This window comes from Rheinheimera tangshanensis (assembly GCF_014645135.1).
GTDB classification, from domain to species: domain Bacteria; phylum Pseudomonadota; class Gammaproteobacteria; order Enterobacterales; family Alteromonadaceae; genus Pararheinheimera; species Pararheinheimera tangshanensis.
Genome location: NZ_BMLH01000003.1, coordinates 244080 through 261659, shown reverse-complemented (window position 1 = coordinate 261659; position 17580 = coordinate 244080). Strand labels below are relative to the sequence as shown.

Below are 17580 nucleotides of genomic sequence, written 5' to 3'. Positions count from 1 at the left end.
CGCAAATTTTAATCCACGGCAAAGCAAAGTTTTCAGACCTTTGGACGATACATTAACAAGCTTTAGCATTAAAGACGTCCGGGCGGCAGAAAGTTCTGGCAATGACCTTCGCCTTTCACTAAAATAGCCGCCCCAAATTACAGCGCCCAGGCGCGATAACAACCAACATGTGGAATACGTAAATGGCACAACACATTTTTACCTCTGAATCTGTTTCTGAAGGACATCCGGATAAAATCGCTGATCAGATCTCTGATGCAGTGTTGGATGCAATTTTAGAACAAGATCCAAAAGCCCGTGTTGCGTGCGAAACCTTCGTAAAAACAGGCATGGTGTTAGTAGGTGGTGAAATTACTACCTCAGCCTGGGTCGACATCGAAGAACTCACTCGCAACACGATCCGTGATATTGGTTACGTGCATTCCGATATGGGTTTTGATGCTAATTCCTGTGCAGTATTAAGCGCTATTGGTAAGCAGTCGCCAGATATCAATCAGGGCGTAGATAAAAAAGATCCAAGTGAACAAGGTGCGGGCGATCAGGGTTTAATGTTTGGTTATGCCAGCAACGAAACTGACGTATTAATGCCAGCTCCTATCACTTACTCTCACCGTTTAGTGCAGCAGCAAGCTAAAGTACGTAAAGACGGTACATTGAGCTGGTTGCGTCCTGATGCCAAGTCTCAGCTGAGCTTTGTCTACGAAAATGGCAAGCCAGTGGGCATAGATGCTGTGGTTTTATCCACTCAGCACTGCGACACCATTTCTACAGCAGACTTACGTGAAGCTGTGATGGAACACATTATCAAACCAGTGTTACCAACAGAATGGTTGAGCAATAAAACCAAGTTCTTTATTAACCCAACAGGTCGTTTTGTGATTGGCGGTCCTATGGGTGATTGCGGTTTAACAGGCCGTAAAATCATCGTCGATAGTTATGGTGGTATGGCGCGTCACGGTGGTGGTGCTTTCTCTGGTAAAGACCCTTCAAAAGTGGACCGCTCTGCTGCTTATGCCGCTCGTTATGTGGCAAAAAACATCGTAGCGGCTGGTTTAGCTGAGCGTTGTGAGATTCAGGTGTCTTATGCTATAGGCGTGGCAGAACCTACGTCTATCAGTGTTGAAACTTTTGGCACCAGTAAATTAAGCGAAGATCAACTGATAGCGCTGATCCGTCGTCACTTCGATTTACGTCCTTATGGCCTGATCCAGATGTTGCAGTTAGAGCGCCCGATTTACCGCGCAACAGCAGCCTACGGTCACTTCGGTCGTAACGAATTCCCATGGGAAAACACCGACAAAGCAGAAATACTGCGCTCTGAAGCAAAAATCTAAGTTTTTGTTTTAGCTTATAGAAAAACCGAAAAGGAGAGCGTTGCTCTCCTTTTGGCTATTTACGGTTTTGTCAAAGCAAGATAAGGTAAAAACTATAAAAAAACAGTCACAGCAGATGACTAAAACAACCACACGGAGTATACATGACGTCTAGTGCCGTAAAAACTTCCTGGCTCAATCGCAGCCTTAATGCCATAGAGCGAATTGGTAATAAACTGCCCGACCCTGCCATCTTATTTGCTTTACTGATGTTTTTTGTCTGGGGCTTATCCTGGGCTTTGTCAGGTGTGACCTTCACAGATATAGACCCACGGACAGGTCAGCCTTTTCAGGTAAAAAATCTGTTGGAGGGTGCGGCTTTTGCTGATTTTATGGCGAAAATGGTGAGCACTTTTGTCAACTTCCCGCCTTTAGGTGTAGTGCTGGTTGCTATGTTAGGTTTAGGGGTCGCTGAGTACACAGGTTTTATCAACGCTGGCCTTCGCAGTATCTTAGCGGTCACGTCAAAACGTCTGCTGACACCAGTTCTTATTGCTGTAGGCGTTTTAAGTCATGTAGCTGTAGATGCGGGTTACGTCTTAGTTATCCCACTGGGTGCCGTGATTTTTTATGCTGCCGGCCGTCATCCTTTAGCGGGTATCGCCGCAGCTTTTGCCGGTGTCTCTGGTGGTTTTGCCGCCACTTTATTTGTACCGTCCAGTTTAGACCCTTTGTTGGCCGGTTTAACTCAAGCCTCAGCCCGTTTATCGGCCGATCCTGCCGCCGCTAGCCTGGTGATTAACCCACTAAATAACTATTACTTCACCACAGCCTCAGTGCTGCTGATTGTGATTGTAGGTTGGGTGCTGACCGATAAATTTGTCGAACCACGCCTGCAGCAAACCAAAGTGGATGGTGACCCGGAGCAACTCCCTTCGATGGAAGCATTAAACGATAACGAGCGCAAAGGCTTACGTTATGCTTTGCTCTCTATGCTGATCGCTGCCGCTGCTTTAGTAGCTGTAGTTTGGCCTGAAAACTCAGCCTGGCGAGCCAGTACAGGTGAACTCACCTCAGCCTCAGCGCCGCTGATGCAGTCTATCGTCGGACTTATTTTTGTATTTTTCCTGCTCCCCGGCATAGTCTACGGTTATGTTTCAGGCAAAGTAAAAACGCATAAAGATGTAGTGCAAGGTATGACCAAAGCCATGAGCGGTATGGGTTACTACATCGTCATGGCATTTTTCTGTGCTCAATTTATTTTCGCTTTTGGTCAATCCAACTTAGGTGCTTTACTGGCAATTAAAGGCGCGAACTATTTGCAGGAAATGGCATTCCCTATGGCGGTAAACCTGATAGGTTTAGTGCTACTAACCGCAACTGTGAATTTACTGATAGGTTCAGCTTCTGCTAAATGGGCGCTGATTGGAGCTGTATTAGTGCCAATGTTGATGCAGCTGGGTGTTTCACCGGATTTAACCCAGGCGGCCTACCGTGTCGGTGACTCGTCCACCAACATCATTACGCCTTTAATGCCGTACTTCCCATTGATCGTGGTGTTTTGCCAGAAATATGTGAAATCTACAGGTATTGGTACTTTAGTGGCGCTGATGTTGCCTTATTCAGTGGCGTTGCTGCTGTGCTGGACCAGCTTTCTGATTTTGTACTGGATGTTGGGTTTACCTTTAGGTATTGGTGCCAGTTACGTCTACCCAGCCCCTTAAACCAGCGTTTTTAATGGCTGGTGAAGCAGATTGTTGCGTCACCAGCCATACCCAGCCCCGCTTTTGCCTGTTACCATACACACTTTCTCAAACGCTTAAGAAGCTATAGTTATGCGTATTCCCAGAATTTACCAAGCTGGCAGTATCCCGCTACAGCAGGAATTTGCCCTGGCCGAAGACGGTGCCAATCATATAGGCCGTGTATTACGGATGCAGGCAGGTGACGAGTTGTGCTTATTTAATGGAGACGGCCAGAATTATCAGGCTCTGATCACTGCCGTTGAAAAAAAACAGCTGCTGGTCAAAGCCATTAGCTCCACCGATAATCCGGTAGAGTCTCCGCTTAAACTGCATTTAGGTCAGGGCATTTCCCGTGGTGACCGCATGGATTTTGTCATTCAAAAAGCAGTGGAGCTTGGCGTGACTGAAATCACTCCGCTGTTTACCGAACGTTGTGGGGTTAAATTGGATGCTGAGCGTTTGGCTAAACGTACAGAGCAGTGGCAAAAAATAGCGATAGCAGCCTGCGAGCAATCCGGACGTAGTGTGGTGCCCCAGGTTCATACGGCAATTCAACTGACCAAATGGCTGGCACAAGAGACAAAAGATTTGAAGCTGACCTTGGATCCATGGACTTCAGACTCCATTAAGACCATTGCTGGCAGTCAAGCTATTCGTTTAGTGATAGGCCCTGAAGGCGGTTTTACCGATGCCGAAGTAGCCCAAACCAAAGACGCAGGTTTTATGGCGGTTCGGTTAGGGCCGCGAGTGCTACGTACAGAAACTGCAGCTTTAACAGCCATTAGTGCATTACAGTTACAATTTGGTGATCTGGCCTGAGCCAATCACAAACAGGAGTAAAGATGATTAAATTAGGCATAGTGATGGATCCGATCGCGGACATCAATATCAAAAAAGACTCCAGTTTTGCCATGTTATTACAGGCTCAGTCACGGGGTTATCAGCTGCATTACATGGAAATGAATGACCTGTATTTAATCGAAGGTCAGGCCCGTGCCCGCACCCGTTTATTGTCCGTTCAGCAGAACGGTGAACATTGGTATGACTTTGGTGGCACTCAGGATATAGCTCTGTCCGATTTAGACGTAATCCTGATGCGTAAAGACCCACCTTTTGATACTGAGTTTATCTACGCTACTTATATTCTGGAAAGAGCTGAAGACGAAGGCACCTTGATTGTCAACAAACCACAAAGTTTGCGTGATGCCAACGAAAAGCTCTACACCAGCTGGTTTGCACAGCATACGCCAAAAACTCTGGTCACCCGCGATGCGGCTCGCTTAAAAGCCTTTTACCAGCAAGAACAGGACGTGATCTTAAAACCGCTGGATGGCATGGGCGGCGCCTCCATTTTCCGCTTAAAACCAGAGGACGCCAACGTCAGTGTTATTATCGAAACTCTGACAGAACACGGCAGTCGTTATGCCATGGCGCAGCGCTTTATCCCAGAAATTAAAGACGGAGATAAACGTGTACTGGTCGTCAACGGCGAACCTGTCCCCTATTGTTTAGCGCGAATTCCGGCTAGCGGTGAAACCCGCGGTAATTTAGCCGCTGGTGGTCGTGGTGAAGCCCGCCCTTTAAGCGAAACTGACTGGGCTATAGCCCGTGCCGTAGGTCCTACGTTAAAGGCCAAAGGTCTGATTTTTGTTGGTCTTGATATTATTGGTGACCGACTGACTGAAATTAATGTCACCAGCCCAACCTGCATCAGAGAAATTGAAGCAGCTTTTCCGGTCAGCATCACAGGCATGTTATTTGACCAGATTGAACTACTGTTAAAGCAGAAGCAGCAACAGTCCTAAGGCGGTACTATGGACAATTTTCAGAATCATTTATTGATTGCGATGCCAGGTCTTGATGACCCGATGTTTAAACGCAGTGTAACTTACATTTGTGAGCACAATGCTGAAGGGGCTATGGGTATCGTTATCAATCATCCTATGCCCGTCAAAGTCACAGAACTATTGAGTCAGTTGCAGATTGAACATGATACAGAAAGCGCTGCGGCCAAAGCTCATGTCTGTGCTGGTGGTCCGGTGCAAAGTGACAGAGGTTTTGTGTTGCATACTCCCAAAGAAGGCTACACCAGTAGTATGAGGTTAAACAACGATCTGATGGTCACGACCTCACGGGATATTTTAGAGAAACTCACGACAGAAGATGCGCCAGAAAAGTTTATTCTGGCTTTGGGTTATGCTGGCTGGAGCGCTGGTCAACTGGAAAAAGAAATGGCTGAAAACAGCTGGCTGATGATCCCGGCCGACAACAACATTATTTTTGAAATGAGCCATGCCGAAAAATGGCAAGGCGCAGCTCATGCCATGGGTATTGAAGTCTGGCAACTCAGCCCAGAAGCAGGTCACGCCTGATGAGCAGTGTAACGGTATTAGCTTTTGACTACGGTTTAAAAAGTATAGGTGTGGCCGTAGGTCAAAGCATGACAGGCACAGCCACTATGCTCAAAGCCTTAAAAGCTCAGGATGGTATCCCAAACTGGGATCTCATCGAAGCTTTAATTAAAGAATGGCAACCTCAACTTTTAGTGGTAGGTTTACCCTTGAATATGGACGGCACAGAACAGCCCTTCACGGCTCGGGTACATAAGTTTGTGAATCGCCTGCATGGCCGTTATGGCCTGCAAGTCAAAACTCAGGACGAGCGTCTAACGACGGTCGATGCCCGTTCACAGCTTTTTGCTGAAGGTGGTTTTAAAAAACTCAGCAAAGAACTGGTGGATAGCTTGTCAGCCAAACTGATTTTAGAAAGCTGGTTTGAAAATGGCGGCGCTTATGGCGATTAAAACCGGCTTCTACCGTCATTACAAAGGGCCTTTGTATCAGGTGCTGTCTGTGGTGCGTCACAGCGAAACCGATGAAGAACTGGTCCTCTACCGCGCTTTATACGGTGACTTTGGTTTATGGGTGCGGCCTTTGGAGATGTTTATCAGCAATGTTGAAGTGGCTGGCGAACTGGTACCGCGTTTTAGTTTTGTCTCTGAACAAGCCCCAGTTGAACTCGGTACTTTACCACCAACAATAGCTCTATGATGGCAAGGCGCAGAGCTCAAATCTTTGCGCCTTTTGGGAGCCACTCAATTAATCATTATCCGTCAAACCCGCCACTGTCACACCAGACAATAAGCCAGCTCCAGAGCTACCTTCCTGCAGTTTCATCATCAAGCGTAAATCGTTGGGTGAATCGGCATAATGCAGCGCATCGGCGTGGCTGATTTGGCCTGCTTTGTACAAATCGTACAGCGCCTGATCAAAGGTTTGCATACCCAGTTCTCTCGATTTACTCATCACAGCTTTGATTTCGCCTATCTCACCGCGTTTGATTAAATCAGCAATCAGTGGCGAATTGAGTAGCACTTCGATAGCGGCTACTCGTTTTTTACCATCGACAGTAGGTACCAGTTGTTGCGCTACTATGGCGCGTAAATTCAGCGATAAATCAAACAGTAACTTGCCGTGTTTTTCTTTAGGCACTAAATGCATAATGCGGTCTATCGCCTGATTGGCGTTGTTCGCGTGTAAAGTCGCGATACATAAATGACCGGTTTCAGCAAAAGACAAGGCGTATTCCATGGTGTCCTGACTACGAATTTCACCTATCAGTATCACATCAGGCGCCTGGCGTAACGAGCTTTTCAGCGCCGCTTCAAAAGATTCTGTATCTATCCCTACTTCACGCTGCGTCACCAGACTTTTTTGGTGATCGTGCACAAATTCAATAGGATCTTCGATAGTTAAAATATGACCCCGGGCATTCTGATTCCTATACCCCAGCAAAGCAGCTAAAGAGGTAGATTTACCAGCACCTGTACCACCGACAAAAAGTACCAGCCCACGTTTGGACATAATAATGTCTTTGAGCACAGGTGGCAGACCTAAATCCTCCGCTTTTGGAATAGTGGTGATGATACGACGCACCACCATGCCAGCCTGATCCCGCTGCCAAAAGGCGGAAATACGAAAACGACCCGCTTCATTGGCGATAGCAAAGTTGCATTCTTTTTCTTGCTGAAATTGGGCTTGTTGTTTTGGCGTCATCGCGGAGAGCACCAGCGCAAGTGACTGCTCTGAGTTCAGCACCTGGTCAGCGATAGGCAGCATCTCGCCATTAATTTTGGCTGAAGCAGCAAGTCCTGCAGTGATAAATAAATCCGAAGCACCAGCAGCTACCATTTTATGTAAATAGTCAATTAAGCCCATTGCTGTCACCCCATCCGCCCCATGCCGCTCATAGTCCCCATGCTATTAAAGGAATTTTTATCCTGCGCTTTGGACAAGGCATCTTTTTGACTGATCACGCCGCGGTTGACCAGATTAATCAAACATTGATCCATGGTTTGCATGCCATGAGCGGCGCCTGTCTGGATCACTGAATACATCTGCGCAATTTTGTCTTCGCGAATGAGGTTACGAATCGCAGGGATCCCTAGCATAATTTCGTGCGCAGCCACCCTGCCACCGCCATTTTTCTTCAGCAGAGTCTGGGAAATGACCGCTCTTAAAGATTCTGACAACATAGAGCGCACCATGGATTTTTCATCACCTGGAAAGACGTCGATAATCCTGTCTATGGTTTTGGGTGCTGAGGTAGTGTGCAAAGTACCAAACACCAGATGACCGGTTTCAGCCGCTGTCATCGCCAGACGAATGGTTTCCAAATCCCGTAATTCGCCCACCAAAATCACATCCGGGTCTTCACGCAGCGCTGAGCGTAAGGCATTACTGAAACTATGGGTATCCCTGTGCACTTCACGCTGGTTAATTAAACTGAGTTTATTCTGATGCACAAATTCAATAGGGTCTTCGATGGTCAGAATATGGTGGTTTTTGGTGCTGTTGATGTAATCAATCATCGCCGCCAGCGTAGTGGATTTACCCGAGCCTGTCGGCCCTGTGACCAGCACCAGCCCCCTGGGATTATCGGAAATACTGCGAAATACCTCCGGGGCATGCAAGTCTTCCAGGCTTAACACATCGCTTGGGATAGTACGAAACACAGCCGCAGCGCCGCGGTTTTGCACAAAAGCATTGACACGAAAACGGGCTAAGCCCGGAACTTCAAAAGAAAAATCGGATTCGAGCTTTTCTTCGTACTCTTTACGCTGACGGTCATTCATAATGTCGTACACCAAAGCGTGCACGGCTTTATGGTCCAAAGCCGGTATATTTAACCGACGTACATCACCATCGACCCGGATCAGTGGCGGTACTCCAGCGGATAAATGCAAGTCCGACGCTTTATGTTGCACACTAAAGGCGAGTAATTCGGTAATATCCATGATGAAAAGCACTCCAAAGCAAAGGCGAAGAACAGAGTTGATATGACAAACAACATAGCAGAAGCGTTGAATTCAGCCTACAACGCCATCACAGAATTTCAGACAAAACAGCAATTAAACCAACAAAGCCGCCTGATTGCGGTCAGTAAAACCAAACCTGCTGCCTCTGTGGCACTAGCCTACCAGGCAGGACAACGCGCCTTTGGCGAAAATTATGTACAGGAACTGGTGAGTAAAGCGACAGAGTTACAGCAGCTCGCTGGTATAGAGTGGCATTTTATTGGTCCTATTCAGTCAAATAAAACCAAAGACATAGCCCAATACGCGGACTGGGTGCACAGTGTTGAACGTTTAAAAATTGCCGAACGTTTATCAGCGCAGCGTCCCTTGGATAAAGCGCCGCTGCAGGTGCTATTGCAAGTGAATATCAGCGGCGAAGAATCCAAATCCGGCATAAAGCCCGACGAATTGTTGCAGCTGGCTGACGCTGTCGCACAATTACCGCAGCTTCAACTCAAAGGTTTAATGGCTATTCCAGAGCCTGGCAAAGGCGCACAAGCCTTCGAGCAGATGCAAAAGCTGTCACTGCAATTGCAACAGCAACATCCTGATGCGAAAGAACTCTCCATGGGCATGTCAGATGACTGGCAAGAGGCTCTGCGCTTTGGTTCTACTATGATAAGATTAGGCACGGCCATTTTTGGAGCCCGGGAAAAACAGACGCATGATTGATAACACGGTCGCATTTATAGGCGCAGGCAATATGGCGCAATGCATTATCGGCGGCATGATAAAGCAGGGTTATCCTGCTGAAAATATTATTGCTGCCAATCGTAATGCGGAAAAACTAAAGGCCTTAAAAAGCCAGTACAAGATTGAAACCACCACAGACAATATTGAAGCTGTGACTAAAGCCGATGTCATAGTGCTGGCGGTAAAGCCTCAAATGATGGCTGAAGTTTGTCAGCAGATCATAGAACAAGCGCCAGAGTCTCAGGAAAAGCTGTTTATCTCTGTTGCAGCAGGTATTTCTGTCGAGCGTTTTGAGCAGTTGCTGGGCCAGGTGCGTATTATCCGCGCTATGCCGAATACTCCTGCTTTGGTAGGTTTAGGTGTGACAGGTTTATTCCCAAGCCGCTGCTCAGTATACGAACAATCTTTTGCTGAAAAGCTGTTTGCGGGTACAGGTAAAACAGTCTGGCTGGAAAAAGAACAGGATATCAACGCTATTATTGCCGTGACAGGCAGCGCACCAGCCTACTTTTTCTATTTTATGCAGGCGATGCAACAAGTGGCGCTGGAGCTCGGCTTTGATGAGGCACAAGCCAAAGCTATGGTGGCCCAAACTGCGTTAGGCGCAGCTACTATGGCGAATCAGTCCGAATTTAGTTTCGAAGCTTTACGTGCGCAAGTCACCTCTAAAGGCGGTACTACACACGAAGCCATTGAAACTTTTAAACAGCATAAGCTTGAAAGCATGGTCAAAGACGCCATGTATGCAGCAATACGCCGAGCTGAAGAAATGGCAAATACTCTTTAAGGATCCATAATGACCGAAGCGTTCTTTTTTCTGATAAGCAGCCTGATTAAACTCTATCTGATGGTGGTGATACTGCGCATTTGGCTGCAAAGTGCTAAAGCAGATTTTTATAACCCGTTTAGCCAGTTTATTGTCAAAGCCACCAATCCGGTGATCATCCCGCTGCGCCGTTTCCTGCCCAGTCTGGGCCCTGTGGATACAGCGAGTTGGATTTTTGCCTTTGCCATTTGTGTGCTGCATGTGGCGATAGTACAAATGTTGCAGTTAGGTCAGGTGATCTATATCTATTTGCCACTCAGTGCGCTGGTTTTGCTGATCACCGAAGCGCTGCAATTGGCCTTCTGGATTTTAGTGATTAGGGCATTACTGAGCTGGTTCAGTCAGGGCCGTAATCCTGTGGAGCTGGTGATGCATCAGTTGACAGAGCCATTGTTACGCCCGGTGCGCAGAGTGATCCCGGCTATGGGTGGTCTGGATTTATCTTTACTGGTAGTGCTTTTGGGCATTCAGTTTATCCAGATTTTATTAAGCAATATGTTACGTGGTTTCTAAATGTTAACCCGGCTGACCAATGGCGATATTTTGCTGCAATTGCATGTGCAGCCAGGTGCCAGCCGTGATCAGTTTTTAGGCTTGCATGGCGATGCGATCAAAGTGGCGATTAAAGCCCCTCCTGTGGATGGCAAAGCCAATGCCCATTTACAACAATTTCTGGCATCAAGCTTTGACGTGGCTAAACGTCAGGTGCTGCTGGAAAAAGGCGAACTGAGCCGACAGAAAAAATGGCGTATTGTCGCGCCTTGCACTGTGCCTGACGCCTTACAAATTTATCTGGAGTCCTGATGAAAATTTATCTGCTTGCTGCAAGCCTGGTTCTGGGCCTGTTTTTAAGTCCGGTTCACGCCGAACAAAAGAAAGTTCTGGGGCCCTGGGATGTGCATTATATTGCCTTTGACAGCACTATGATTGACGCTAAAATCGCCCAAAGTTACCAGTTACAGCGCAGCAAATATCAGGCTGTGCTGAATATCTCTGTACTCAAGAGCAGCGACCAAAAAGCCCAACAAGTGCGGATTTCCGGCACAGCGACAGATTTAACGCAAAAGCAAATTGAACTGAGCTTTCGTGAAGTAAAAGAAGGCGACGCCATTTATTATCTGGCGCAGGTGCCAGTGCATGACCAAAAACACCTGAACTTTAAACTGGATATCTGGCAAGGCACAGAAAACCAGAAGCTGGAGTTCTCTCAGGTTTTCTATATAGATTAATCCTCTTGTTACGGCTCAGCATCCCTGAGCCTTGTTGTTTCAAAGGTTTCCCTAATGCAAAAACTTGTTTTAGCCACAGGCAATAAAGGCAAATTAGCCGAATTATCTGCCCTGCTCGCCCCTTTTGACTGGCAAGTGTTGCCTCAGTCCGATTTTCAGGTGCCGGATGCGATTGAAGATGGCTTAAGTTTTATTGAAAACGCACTGATTAAAGCCCGTCATGCCAGTCGTTTAACAGGTTTACCTGCCATAGCCGACGATTCAGGTTTAGCTGTAGACGCTTTAGGCGGCGCACCCGGCATTTATTCGGCCCGTTATGCCGGTGAGCACGGCAATGATTTAAAAAACCTGCAGCAGTTACTGGTGGATTTAAAAGATATACCACAAGGCGAACGTGCAGCGCAGTTTCACTGTGTATTGGCTTTTGTCCGCCATGCCGATGATCCTGTGCCAGTGATAGCCCATGGCATCTGGCATGGTCAAATTGCCTTTGAAGCGACAGGCTCCGGTGGTTTTGGTTATGACCCTATTTTTCTTCCGAACGATAGCCAAGGCAGCGCCGCAGAATTAACCGCAGAGCAGAAAAAGCAATTAAGTCATAGAGGCAAAGCTTTACGTTTATTGGTGTCCTTATTAAAAGGTGAACCATTAAAAGGCGACCAAGCCTGATGACTGCTATGTCGGTATCGCCTTTAGCGCTGCAACTGCCGCCGCTGGCGTTGTATATTCATATTCCCTGGTGCATTCAAAAATGCCCTTATTGCGACTTTAACTCGCATGCGGTGAAACAAGGTATACCTGAGCAGGAATATGTCAGCCATTTATTGGCCGATTTACGTCAGGATTTGGGCTATGTGCAGGGCCGCGTCATCAGCTCGATTTTCATTGGTGGAGGTACACCCAGTACCTTTAGCGGTGAAGGCATTCAGGCTATTTTGGATGGGGTGCGTACAGAGCTGCAGCTGTCCCCTGACTGCGAAGTGACGATGGAGGCCAACCCTGGCACGGTCGAAGCCGCCCGTTTTGCCGCTTATGTCGCCGCTGGTGTCACCCGTTTCTCTATAGGCGTACAAAGTTTTCAGACCGAACAGCTCAAAGCCTTAGGCCGTATTCATGATTGCGATGAAGCAATAAAAGCTGCTCAGCTTGCCGCAACTTTGCCGCTTAAAAGCTTTAATCTGGATTTAATGCATGGCCTGCCGAATCAGGATGTCGCAGGAGCTTTGGCGGATTTACAGCAAGCTATTGATCTAAAACCACCACATTTATCCTGGTATCAGCTGACCATTGAACCTAATACCGCTTTTGCCTCACGCCCGCCTGTGCTGCCGGAAGACGAAGCCTTGTGGGATATTCAGGAGCAAGGCCATCAGTTGCTACAACAACATGGTTACAGTCAATACGAGATATCCGCTTATAGTCAGCCAGGCCTGCAGTGCCGGCATAACCTGAACTACTGGCGTTATGGTGACTATTTAGGTATTGGCTGTGGCGCTCATGGCAAAATTACTATGCCGGAAACTGGCCAAATTATAAGGCCGGTCAAAATTAAACACCCCAAAGGCTATATGGATATCAGCAAAGGTTATCTGGACGAAACTAGTGAAGTGGCGCCAGAAGACAGAGCCTTTGAGTTTTTTATGAACCGCTTTCGTTTACTCGAAGCTTGTCCTAAACAGGATTTCAGCGCTTATACCGGTTTGCCCATCACATCTGTGACAGATGCGCTTGCCAAAGCAGAGCAACTGGGGTTAATTAACAGCACAGAATTGCACTGGCAAATCAGCCCCAAAGGTGCACGTTACCTGAATGATTTGCTGGCTTTATTTATCGACTAACAATTAATAATTAATAGACCCAAAGTAATTGGAGTTGCAGCGAGGCGACAAGTGATTGAGACCCCAGGAGCATAGTTTACCTATGTGACTGGGGCGAGATCGCGAAGTCAACAAAGCTGCAGCTTCAAGTGCGAAGGGTATAAAATGAAGGTCCACTTATGTATTTACGTTATTCAGCATTGGCGCTGGCAGTAAGCCTTGCCACAGTAGCAGGCTGCAAACCAGCCCCTACTCAAATTGATCAAAGCAAAGTGATTGAAGCCACTGTGGTTTTGACTGAAAACCAAAAAGCCGATGCGCTGTTTGAACAAATTTTTCAGCAGCAAGTGGATAATAGCCCGGAAACTCAAACGGGTTTAGGTTTAAAAACCAATTACGATCAGTGGGATGATTTATCTCAGGCCCACAGAGATAAAGAGCTGGAGCAAACCAAACAACAGCTGGCTCAAGTACAGGCTCTGAATATGCAAAGTCTGGACAGCGGTCGTCAGTTGAGCGTGAAATTACTTACTGCATCTTTGCAGGAAGAATTGGACGACGCTAAATGGGACTTATACAGCTACCCTGTCAATCAAATGTATGGCTACCACTCCAATGTGCCATCCCTCTTGATCAACCAGCACAGCATCAGTGATGAAAGCGACGCCAAAGCTTATATCGGCCGCTTAAAAAACGTCATCACTTACTTCAAACAGTTAGAACAACTGTTGCAAGTTCGGGCTGATGCCGGCGTGTTACCACCAAAATTTGTGTTTGCTCATGTGATAGGTGCCAGCCGCAACATTATCAGCGGCGCACCTTTTGACGGTGGCAACGACAGCACTTTACTGGCCGATTTCCGTGGCAAAGTGCAGGAATTAAAGCTGGAACAAGCGGAAAAAGACTTGTTGATCAAAGAAGCGGAGCTGGCCTTAGTCGGCAGTGTAAAACCAGCCTATGAAAACCTGATCAAGTTGCTGACCACACTGGAAGAGAAAGCCGGTACTGAAGATGGCGTTTGGCGCTTTAAAGATGGCGATAAGTTTTACGCGACCCGCTTAGCCCGCATCACTACTACAGATTACAGCGCTGAAAAAATTCACAATCTGGGTTTATCTGAAGTGGCACGTATTCATGATGAAATGAAAGCCATTATGAAAAAGGTTGGTTTTAAAGGTGATTTACAGCAATTCTTCGCCTTTATGCGCGACGACCCACAATTTTATTATCCGGACACAGCAGAAGGCAAAGCCGCCTATTTAGCTGAAGCCACCCGTATTATCGACACCATGAAATCGCGTTTAGACGAGCTGTTTATCGTCAAACCTAAAGCCGATATGGTGGTCAAAGCCGTAGAGCCATTCCGCGAGCAATCTGCGGGGAAAGCTTTTTACGAACAACCTTCAATGGACGGCAGCCGCCCTGGTATTTATTACGCCAATCTGTACCGCATGAGTGGTATGCCGAAGTATCAGATGGAAGCCTTGGCGTACCATGAAGGTATTCCAGGCCACCATATGCAAATTGCGATAGCGCAGGAGCTGGAAAACGTACCTAAGTTCCGTAAGTTTGGTGGTTACACTGCTTATATTGAAGGCTGGGGTTTATACACTGAGTTCTTGCCCAAAGAGATTGGCATGTATCAGGACCCCTACTCCGATTTCGGCCGTTTAGCGATGGAGCTGTGGCGCGCCTGCCGTTTAGTGGTCGACACCGGCTTACACGACAAAAAATGGACTCGTGAGCAGGCCATTCAGTATCTGGTCGACAATACACCGAACTCCAAAGGCGAAGCAGTTAACGCTATCGAACGTTACATCGTGATGCCAGGCCAAGCCACGGCTTACACTGTGGGTATGCTGAAACTGTTGGAACTGCGTGAAAAAGCCAAAACAGCACTCGGCGACAAGTTCGATATCCGCCAATTCCACGACGTAGTACTGAAAAACGGCGCTGTGCCTTTGGATGTGCTGGAGCAGCTGGTGGATCAATATATTCAGTCGGCAAAAGCCAAGGCTTAAACTGAGATTTTGTTACTGTCCTGTCTTTCGGAGGCGCCCCTGGTGGGCGCCCTTTTTTATGCTGCTGGCCAGCTGCTGAAATCCATCTGAAACACCAAAAGTGACTATTTTTCAAGCACAGCTATTGATCAAATAAGGTAAAGCTATTAACCGGATTCGTAACAGCCTCGCCGTTCCGTTATGCCGAAAATTTCTACACACTGTGCCTTATTCCATTCTTGTGGCTTAAGGATACCCTTCAATGATTACCGTTAAAACCTTCAGTACAACTAGAAAACCCTTAGCGCAGCTGTGCCTGGCTTTCTCTTTTTCAGGCTTATTCGCCTGCGGCACAACACAGGCAGAGACAGCGCCCTCGAGCTTTGACAACCCCATTATCAAATACGATACCCAGGACCCAACCCGGCTGGTGGGCGACTTGATCTACACCGCAGATCCAGCCGCTTTGGTGCTAGGTGATACCCTGTATCTGTATAGCACGCACGACGAGGCGTTACCGGATGGCAAAGATTACCGGATGTACGACTACCGGCTTTGGACTAGCAAAGACTTAGTCACCTGGCAAAACAAAGGCGCTGTGTTTCGCTACTCAGACTTTGCCTGGGCCAGAGGCGATCAAAAAACTGGTAACGCTTACGCCCATCATGTGATCCACCGTAAAGATGCTTCGGGTAAGTCTAAATACTATTTTTATGCCGCAGCAGAAGGCGGCCAAACCGAAGGGAAATTTGGTTTTTCTATTGGCGTGGCCGTATCGGACAGCCCTGAAGGCCCCTTTAAAGACGCCCGCGGTATGCCGATGATTTTGCTGGAAGATACCGCAAAAGATAAAGACCACACCTGGCGCAATATAGACCCGGCCGTCTTTATTGATGACGATGGCAAAGCCTACCTGTATTGGGGCAATCAGCAATTATGGTGGGTGGAACTGGAAGCCGATTTAGTCCATCTGAAAGGCGAAAGCTACAGCCTGGATGCAGAAGGAAAGATGCAAAATCGCGATACCAGCAAGGTCAAAATCCATACGGTAGATACTTTGCCTAATTTCGAAGAAGGCCCTTATCTTTCAAAACACAACGGTATTTATTATCTGGTATACGCGGCAGGTTTTCCGGAAAGTCTGGCCTATGCCACCAGCTCATCCGCCAAAGGCCCATGGAAATACCAGGGCATCATTATGCAGCCACTGCCTAACACCACCACTATCCATCCGGCTATGTTCGATTTTAATGGCCAGACCTATCTGGCCTATCACAACGCCGACCTGCCGGGAGGTGGCAATTACCGCCGCTCAGTCAGCCTCGACAGAGTGTATTTCAATAAAGACGGCACCATTAAACCCATAGTGAGAACGTCCAAAAAATAGCCCGAACCATCTGTTTATACCCAATGGATTTCAAGATGCTCGTAGGCGGCAAGTGACTGAATCCTCAATCACATAGAAATCCTATGTGATTGAGGTGAAGGCACGCGGCCAACAACCGAGCAACTTGAAAGACGAAGGGTATATTCAAAAGACACAACAAGGAAAGGAATAAGATGAAAACTAATTTTATCAATCGCAACTCCTCACACTGTAGCCTGCTCCGGCAAAGCCTGTTGCTGGCCGCTTGTTTGTTCACAGCACAAGCTGTAGCGCAGGCCAACGACGCAATGACGCCAATCAAAGCCCCCGATCAGAGCAACGCCATAGAACTTGGCACTGGCCCACTGCCTGATGCCAAGGCGCAAGAATCCTGGCATTCGCAGTACGGCAGCAGATTTGTGCGTAACGTTACAGTGGCCACACTAACGCCCTTTTTACCTGATGCCAGCAATGCCAGCGGCGCTGCCGTCATTGTGGCCCCTGGCGGTGGTTTTCGCACCTTGTCGATGGACAACGAAGGCTGGGATGTCGCCACAGCTTTAGCCAAACAAGGCATTGCAGCCTTTGTACTGAAGTATCGCTTAAATCAAACCCCGGCCGATATGGCGGCCTTTGAGCAAGAAATGGCACAGATGTTTTCCGGCACAGCCCGCCGTCCACCCCGCCCTGATCCGGCCGAAATGGCCACTCGTCTGGCGCCACAGCTGGAGGATTCAAATGCCGCCTTTGCACTTATTCGCAAACGCGCCACTGAATGGAAAGTCGATCCGGACCGTATTGGCATGATAGGTTTTTCTGCCGGTGCCATGCTGACAATGGCCACTACACTGGTAGGTAAAGACGCCAAACCTGCTTTTATCGCCAATATCTACGGCCCATTGGCTGAAGTCAAAGTGCCTGCCGATGCGCCACCACTCTTTGTTGCCCTTGCTGCGGACGACCCATTTTTCGCCAATGGCGACTTCGGCCTGGTGAAGAACTGGCAGCTAGCGAAAAAGCCGGTTGAATTTCACTTTTACGAGCAAGGCGGCCACGGCTTTGGCATGTACCCCAAAGACACAACTAGCACTGGCTGGTTTAACGCCTTTAGCAGCTGGCTAAAAATGCACGGCATGATGCAGCCGAAAACCTGAAAACCAGACGGCTCACCTGGCAGCCTGCTGCGGAATTACGAAGTTATTACAAGGGGCGTCCCTTTTTGGCGCCCTTTTTTA

19 protein-coding genes are annotated in these 17580 nt (G+C 47.8%); 17 read left to right on the top strand and 2 right to left on the bottom strand.

The window, feature by feature from the left end:
• Positions 1-182 precede the first annotated feature (182 nt).
• The 7 genes from metK (at position 183) to IEW88_RS08425 (ending at position 6108) form a co-directional block, all read left to right on the top strand.
• Positions 183-1334: a methionine adenosyltransferase gene (gene metK / locus IEW88_RS08455; protein WP_053424758.1), complete on the top strand. Its 1152-nt coding sequence runs from the start codon at positions 183-185 to the stop codon at positions 1332-1334.
• Between the two features lie 143 nt (positions 1335-1477).
• The gene (locus IEW88_RS08450; protein WP_053424759.1) at positions 1478-3037 is read left to right on the top strand and encodes an AbgT family transporter; all 1560 of its coding nucleotides are present in this window, start codon (positions 1478-1480) and stop codon (positions 3035-3037) included.
• A gap of 111 nt (positions 3038-3148) precedes the next feature.
• Entirely contained in the window at positions 3149-3877 is a 729-nt protein-coding gene (gene rsmE, locus IEW88_RS08445) for a 16S rRNA (uracil(1498)-N(3))-methyltransferase (RefSeq protein WP_147903733.1), read from the top strand.
• Positions 3878-3900: 23 nt separating this feature from the next.
• Complete coding sequence (gene gshB / locus IEW88_RS08440) at positions 3901-4863, top strand: glutathione synthase (protein WP_053424761.1); 963 nt, start codon at positions 3901-3903, stop codon at positions 4861-4863.
• Positions 4864-4872: 9 nt separating this feature from the next.
• On the top strand, positions 4873-5430 hold the full coding sequence (locus IEW88_RS08435) for a YqgE/AlgH family protein (RefSeq protein WP_053424762.1): 558 nt from the start codon (positions 4873-4875) through the stop codon (positions 5428-5430).
• A complete protein-coding gene (gene ruvX, locus IEW88_RS08430) occupies positions 5430-5861 on the top strand; it encodes a Holliday junction resolvase RuvX (RefSeq protein ID WP_053424763.1) in 432 nt (143 codons plus the stop codon). The genes IEW88_RS08435 and ruvX overlap by 1 nt, the downstream gene beginning before the upstream one ends.
• Positions 5851-6108 (top strand): DUF1653 domain-containing protein, encoded by a 258-nt coding sequence (locus IEW88_RS08425; RefSeq protein ID WP_053424764.1) that lies wholly within the window; start codon positions 5851-5853, stop codon positions 6106-6108. The genes ruvX and IEW88_RS08425 overlap by 11 nt, the downstream gene beginning before the upstream one ends.
• 48 nt (positions 6109-6156) lie before the next feature.
• Here the strand turns inward: IEW88_RS08425 and IEW88_RS08420 are convergent, their stop codons facing one another.
• Together IEW88_RS08420 and IEW88_RS08415 are read right to left on the bottom strand one after the other, a co-directional pair.
• A complete protein-coding gene (locus tag IEW88_RS08420; protein WP_147903734.1) occupies positions 6157-7275 on the bottom strand; it encodes a PilT/PilU family type 4a pilus ATPase in 1119 nt (372 codons plus the stop codon).
• 5 nt (positions 7276-7280) lie between these two features.
• Complete coding sequence (locus tag IEW88_RS08415; protein ID WP_147903735.1) at positions 7281-8354, bottom strand: type IV pilus twitching motility protein PilT; 1074 nt, start codon at positions 8352-8354, stop codon at positions 7281-7283.
• A 42-nt stretch (positions 8355-8396) separates the two neighbouring features.
• On the opposite strand from IEW88_RS08415, the gene IEW88_RS08410 reads away from it, so the two are divergent.
• The 10 genes from IEW88_RS08410 to IEW88_RS08365 all read left to right on the top strand — a co-directional run bounded on the left by IEW88_RS08410 (position 8397) and on the right by IEW88_RS08365 (position 17499).
• Positions 8397-9086 (top strand): YggS family pyridoxal phosphate-dependent enzyme, encoded by a 690-nt coding sequence (locus IEW88_RS08410; protein WP_147903736.1) that lies wholly within the window; start codon positions 8397-8399, stop codon positions 9084-9086.
• Positions 9079-9894 carry a pyrroline-5-carboxylate reductase gene (proC, locus tag IEW88_RS08405; RefSeq protein ID WP_147903737.1) on the top strand — a complete coding sequence of 272 codons (816 nt, stop codon included), beginning with the start codon at positions 9079-9081 and terminating at the stop codon, positions 9892-9894. Before IEW88_RS08410 ends, proC begins: the two co-directional genes overlap by 8 nt.
• Positions 9895-9903: 9 nt before the next feature.
• Positions 9904-10446: a YggT family protein gene (locus IEW88_RS08400; RefSeq protein ID WP_147903738.1), complete on the top strand. Its 543-nt coding sequence runs from the start codon at positions 9904-9906 to the stop codon at positions 10444-10446.
• Positions 10447-10737, top strand: a complete 291-nt coding sequence (locus IEW88_RS08395; protein WP_053424770.1) for a DUF167 family protein — start codon at positions 10447-10449, stop codon at positions 10735-10737.
• The gene (locus IEW88_RS08390) at positions 10737-11162 is read left to right on the top strand and encodes a DUF4426 domain-containing protein (protein WP_147903739.1); all 426 of its coding nucleotides are present in this window, start codon (positions 10737-10739) and stop codon (positions 11160-11162) included. The genes IEW88_RS08395 and IEW88_RS08390 overlap by 1 nt, the downstream gene beginning before the upstream one ends.
• Positions 11163-11216: 54 nt before the next feature.
• The gene (rdgB, locus tag IEW88_RS08385; RefSeq protein ID WP_147903740.1) at positions 11217-11831 is read left to right on the top strand and encodes an RdgB/HAM1 family non-canonical purine NTP pyrophosphatase; all 615 of its coding nucleotides are present in this window, start codon (positions 11217-11219) and stop codon (positions 11829-11831) included.
• Entirely contained in the window at positions 11831-13000 is a 1170-nt protein-coding gene (gene hemW / locus IEW88_RS08380) for a radical SAM family heme chaperone HemW (protein WP_229670405.1), read from the top strand. Before rdgB ends, hemW begins: the two co-directional genes overlap by 1 nt.
• A gap of 158 nt (positions 13001-13158) precedes the next feature.
• The gene (locus IEW88_RS08375) at positions 13159-15000 is read left to right on the top strand and encodes a DUF885 domain-containing protein (RefSeq protein WP_147903741.1); all 1842 of its coding nucleotides are present in this window, start codon (positions 13159-13161) and stop codon (positions 14998-15000) included.
• Positions 15001-15241: 241 nt separating this feature from the next.
• On the top strand, positions 15242-16366 hold the full coding sequence (locus tag IEW88_RS08370) for a glycoside hydrolase family 43 protein (protein ID WP_147903742.1): 1125 nt from the start codon (positions 15242-15244) through the stop codon (positions 16364-16366).
• 173 nt (positions 16367-16539) lie between these two features.
• Positions 16540-17499 (top strand): alpha/beta hydrolase, encoded by a 960-nt coding sequence (locus tag IEW88_RS08365; protein ID WP_147903743.1) that lies wholly within the window; start codon positions 16540-16542, stop codon positions 17497-17499.
• Positions 17500-17580 lie beyond the last annotated feature (81 nt).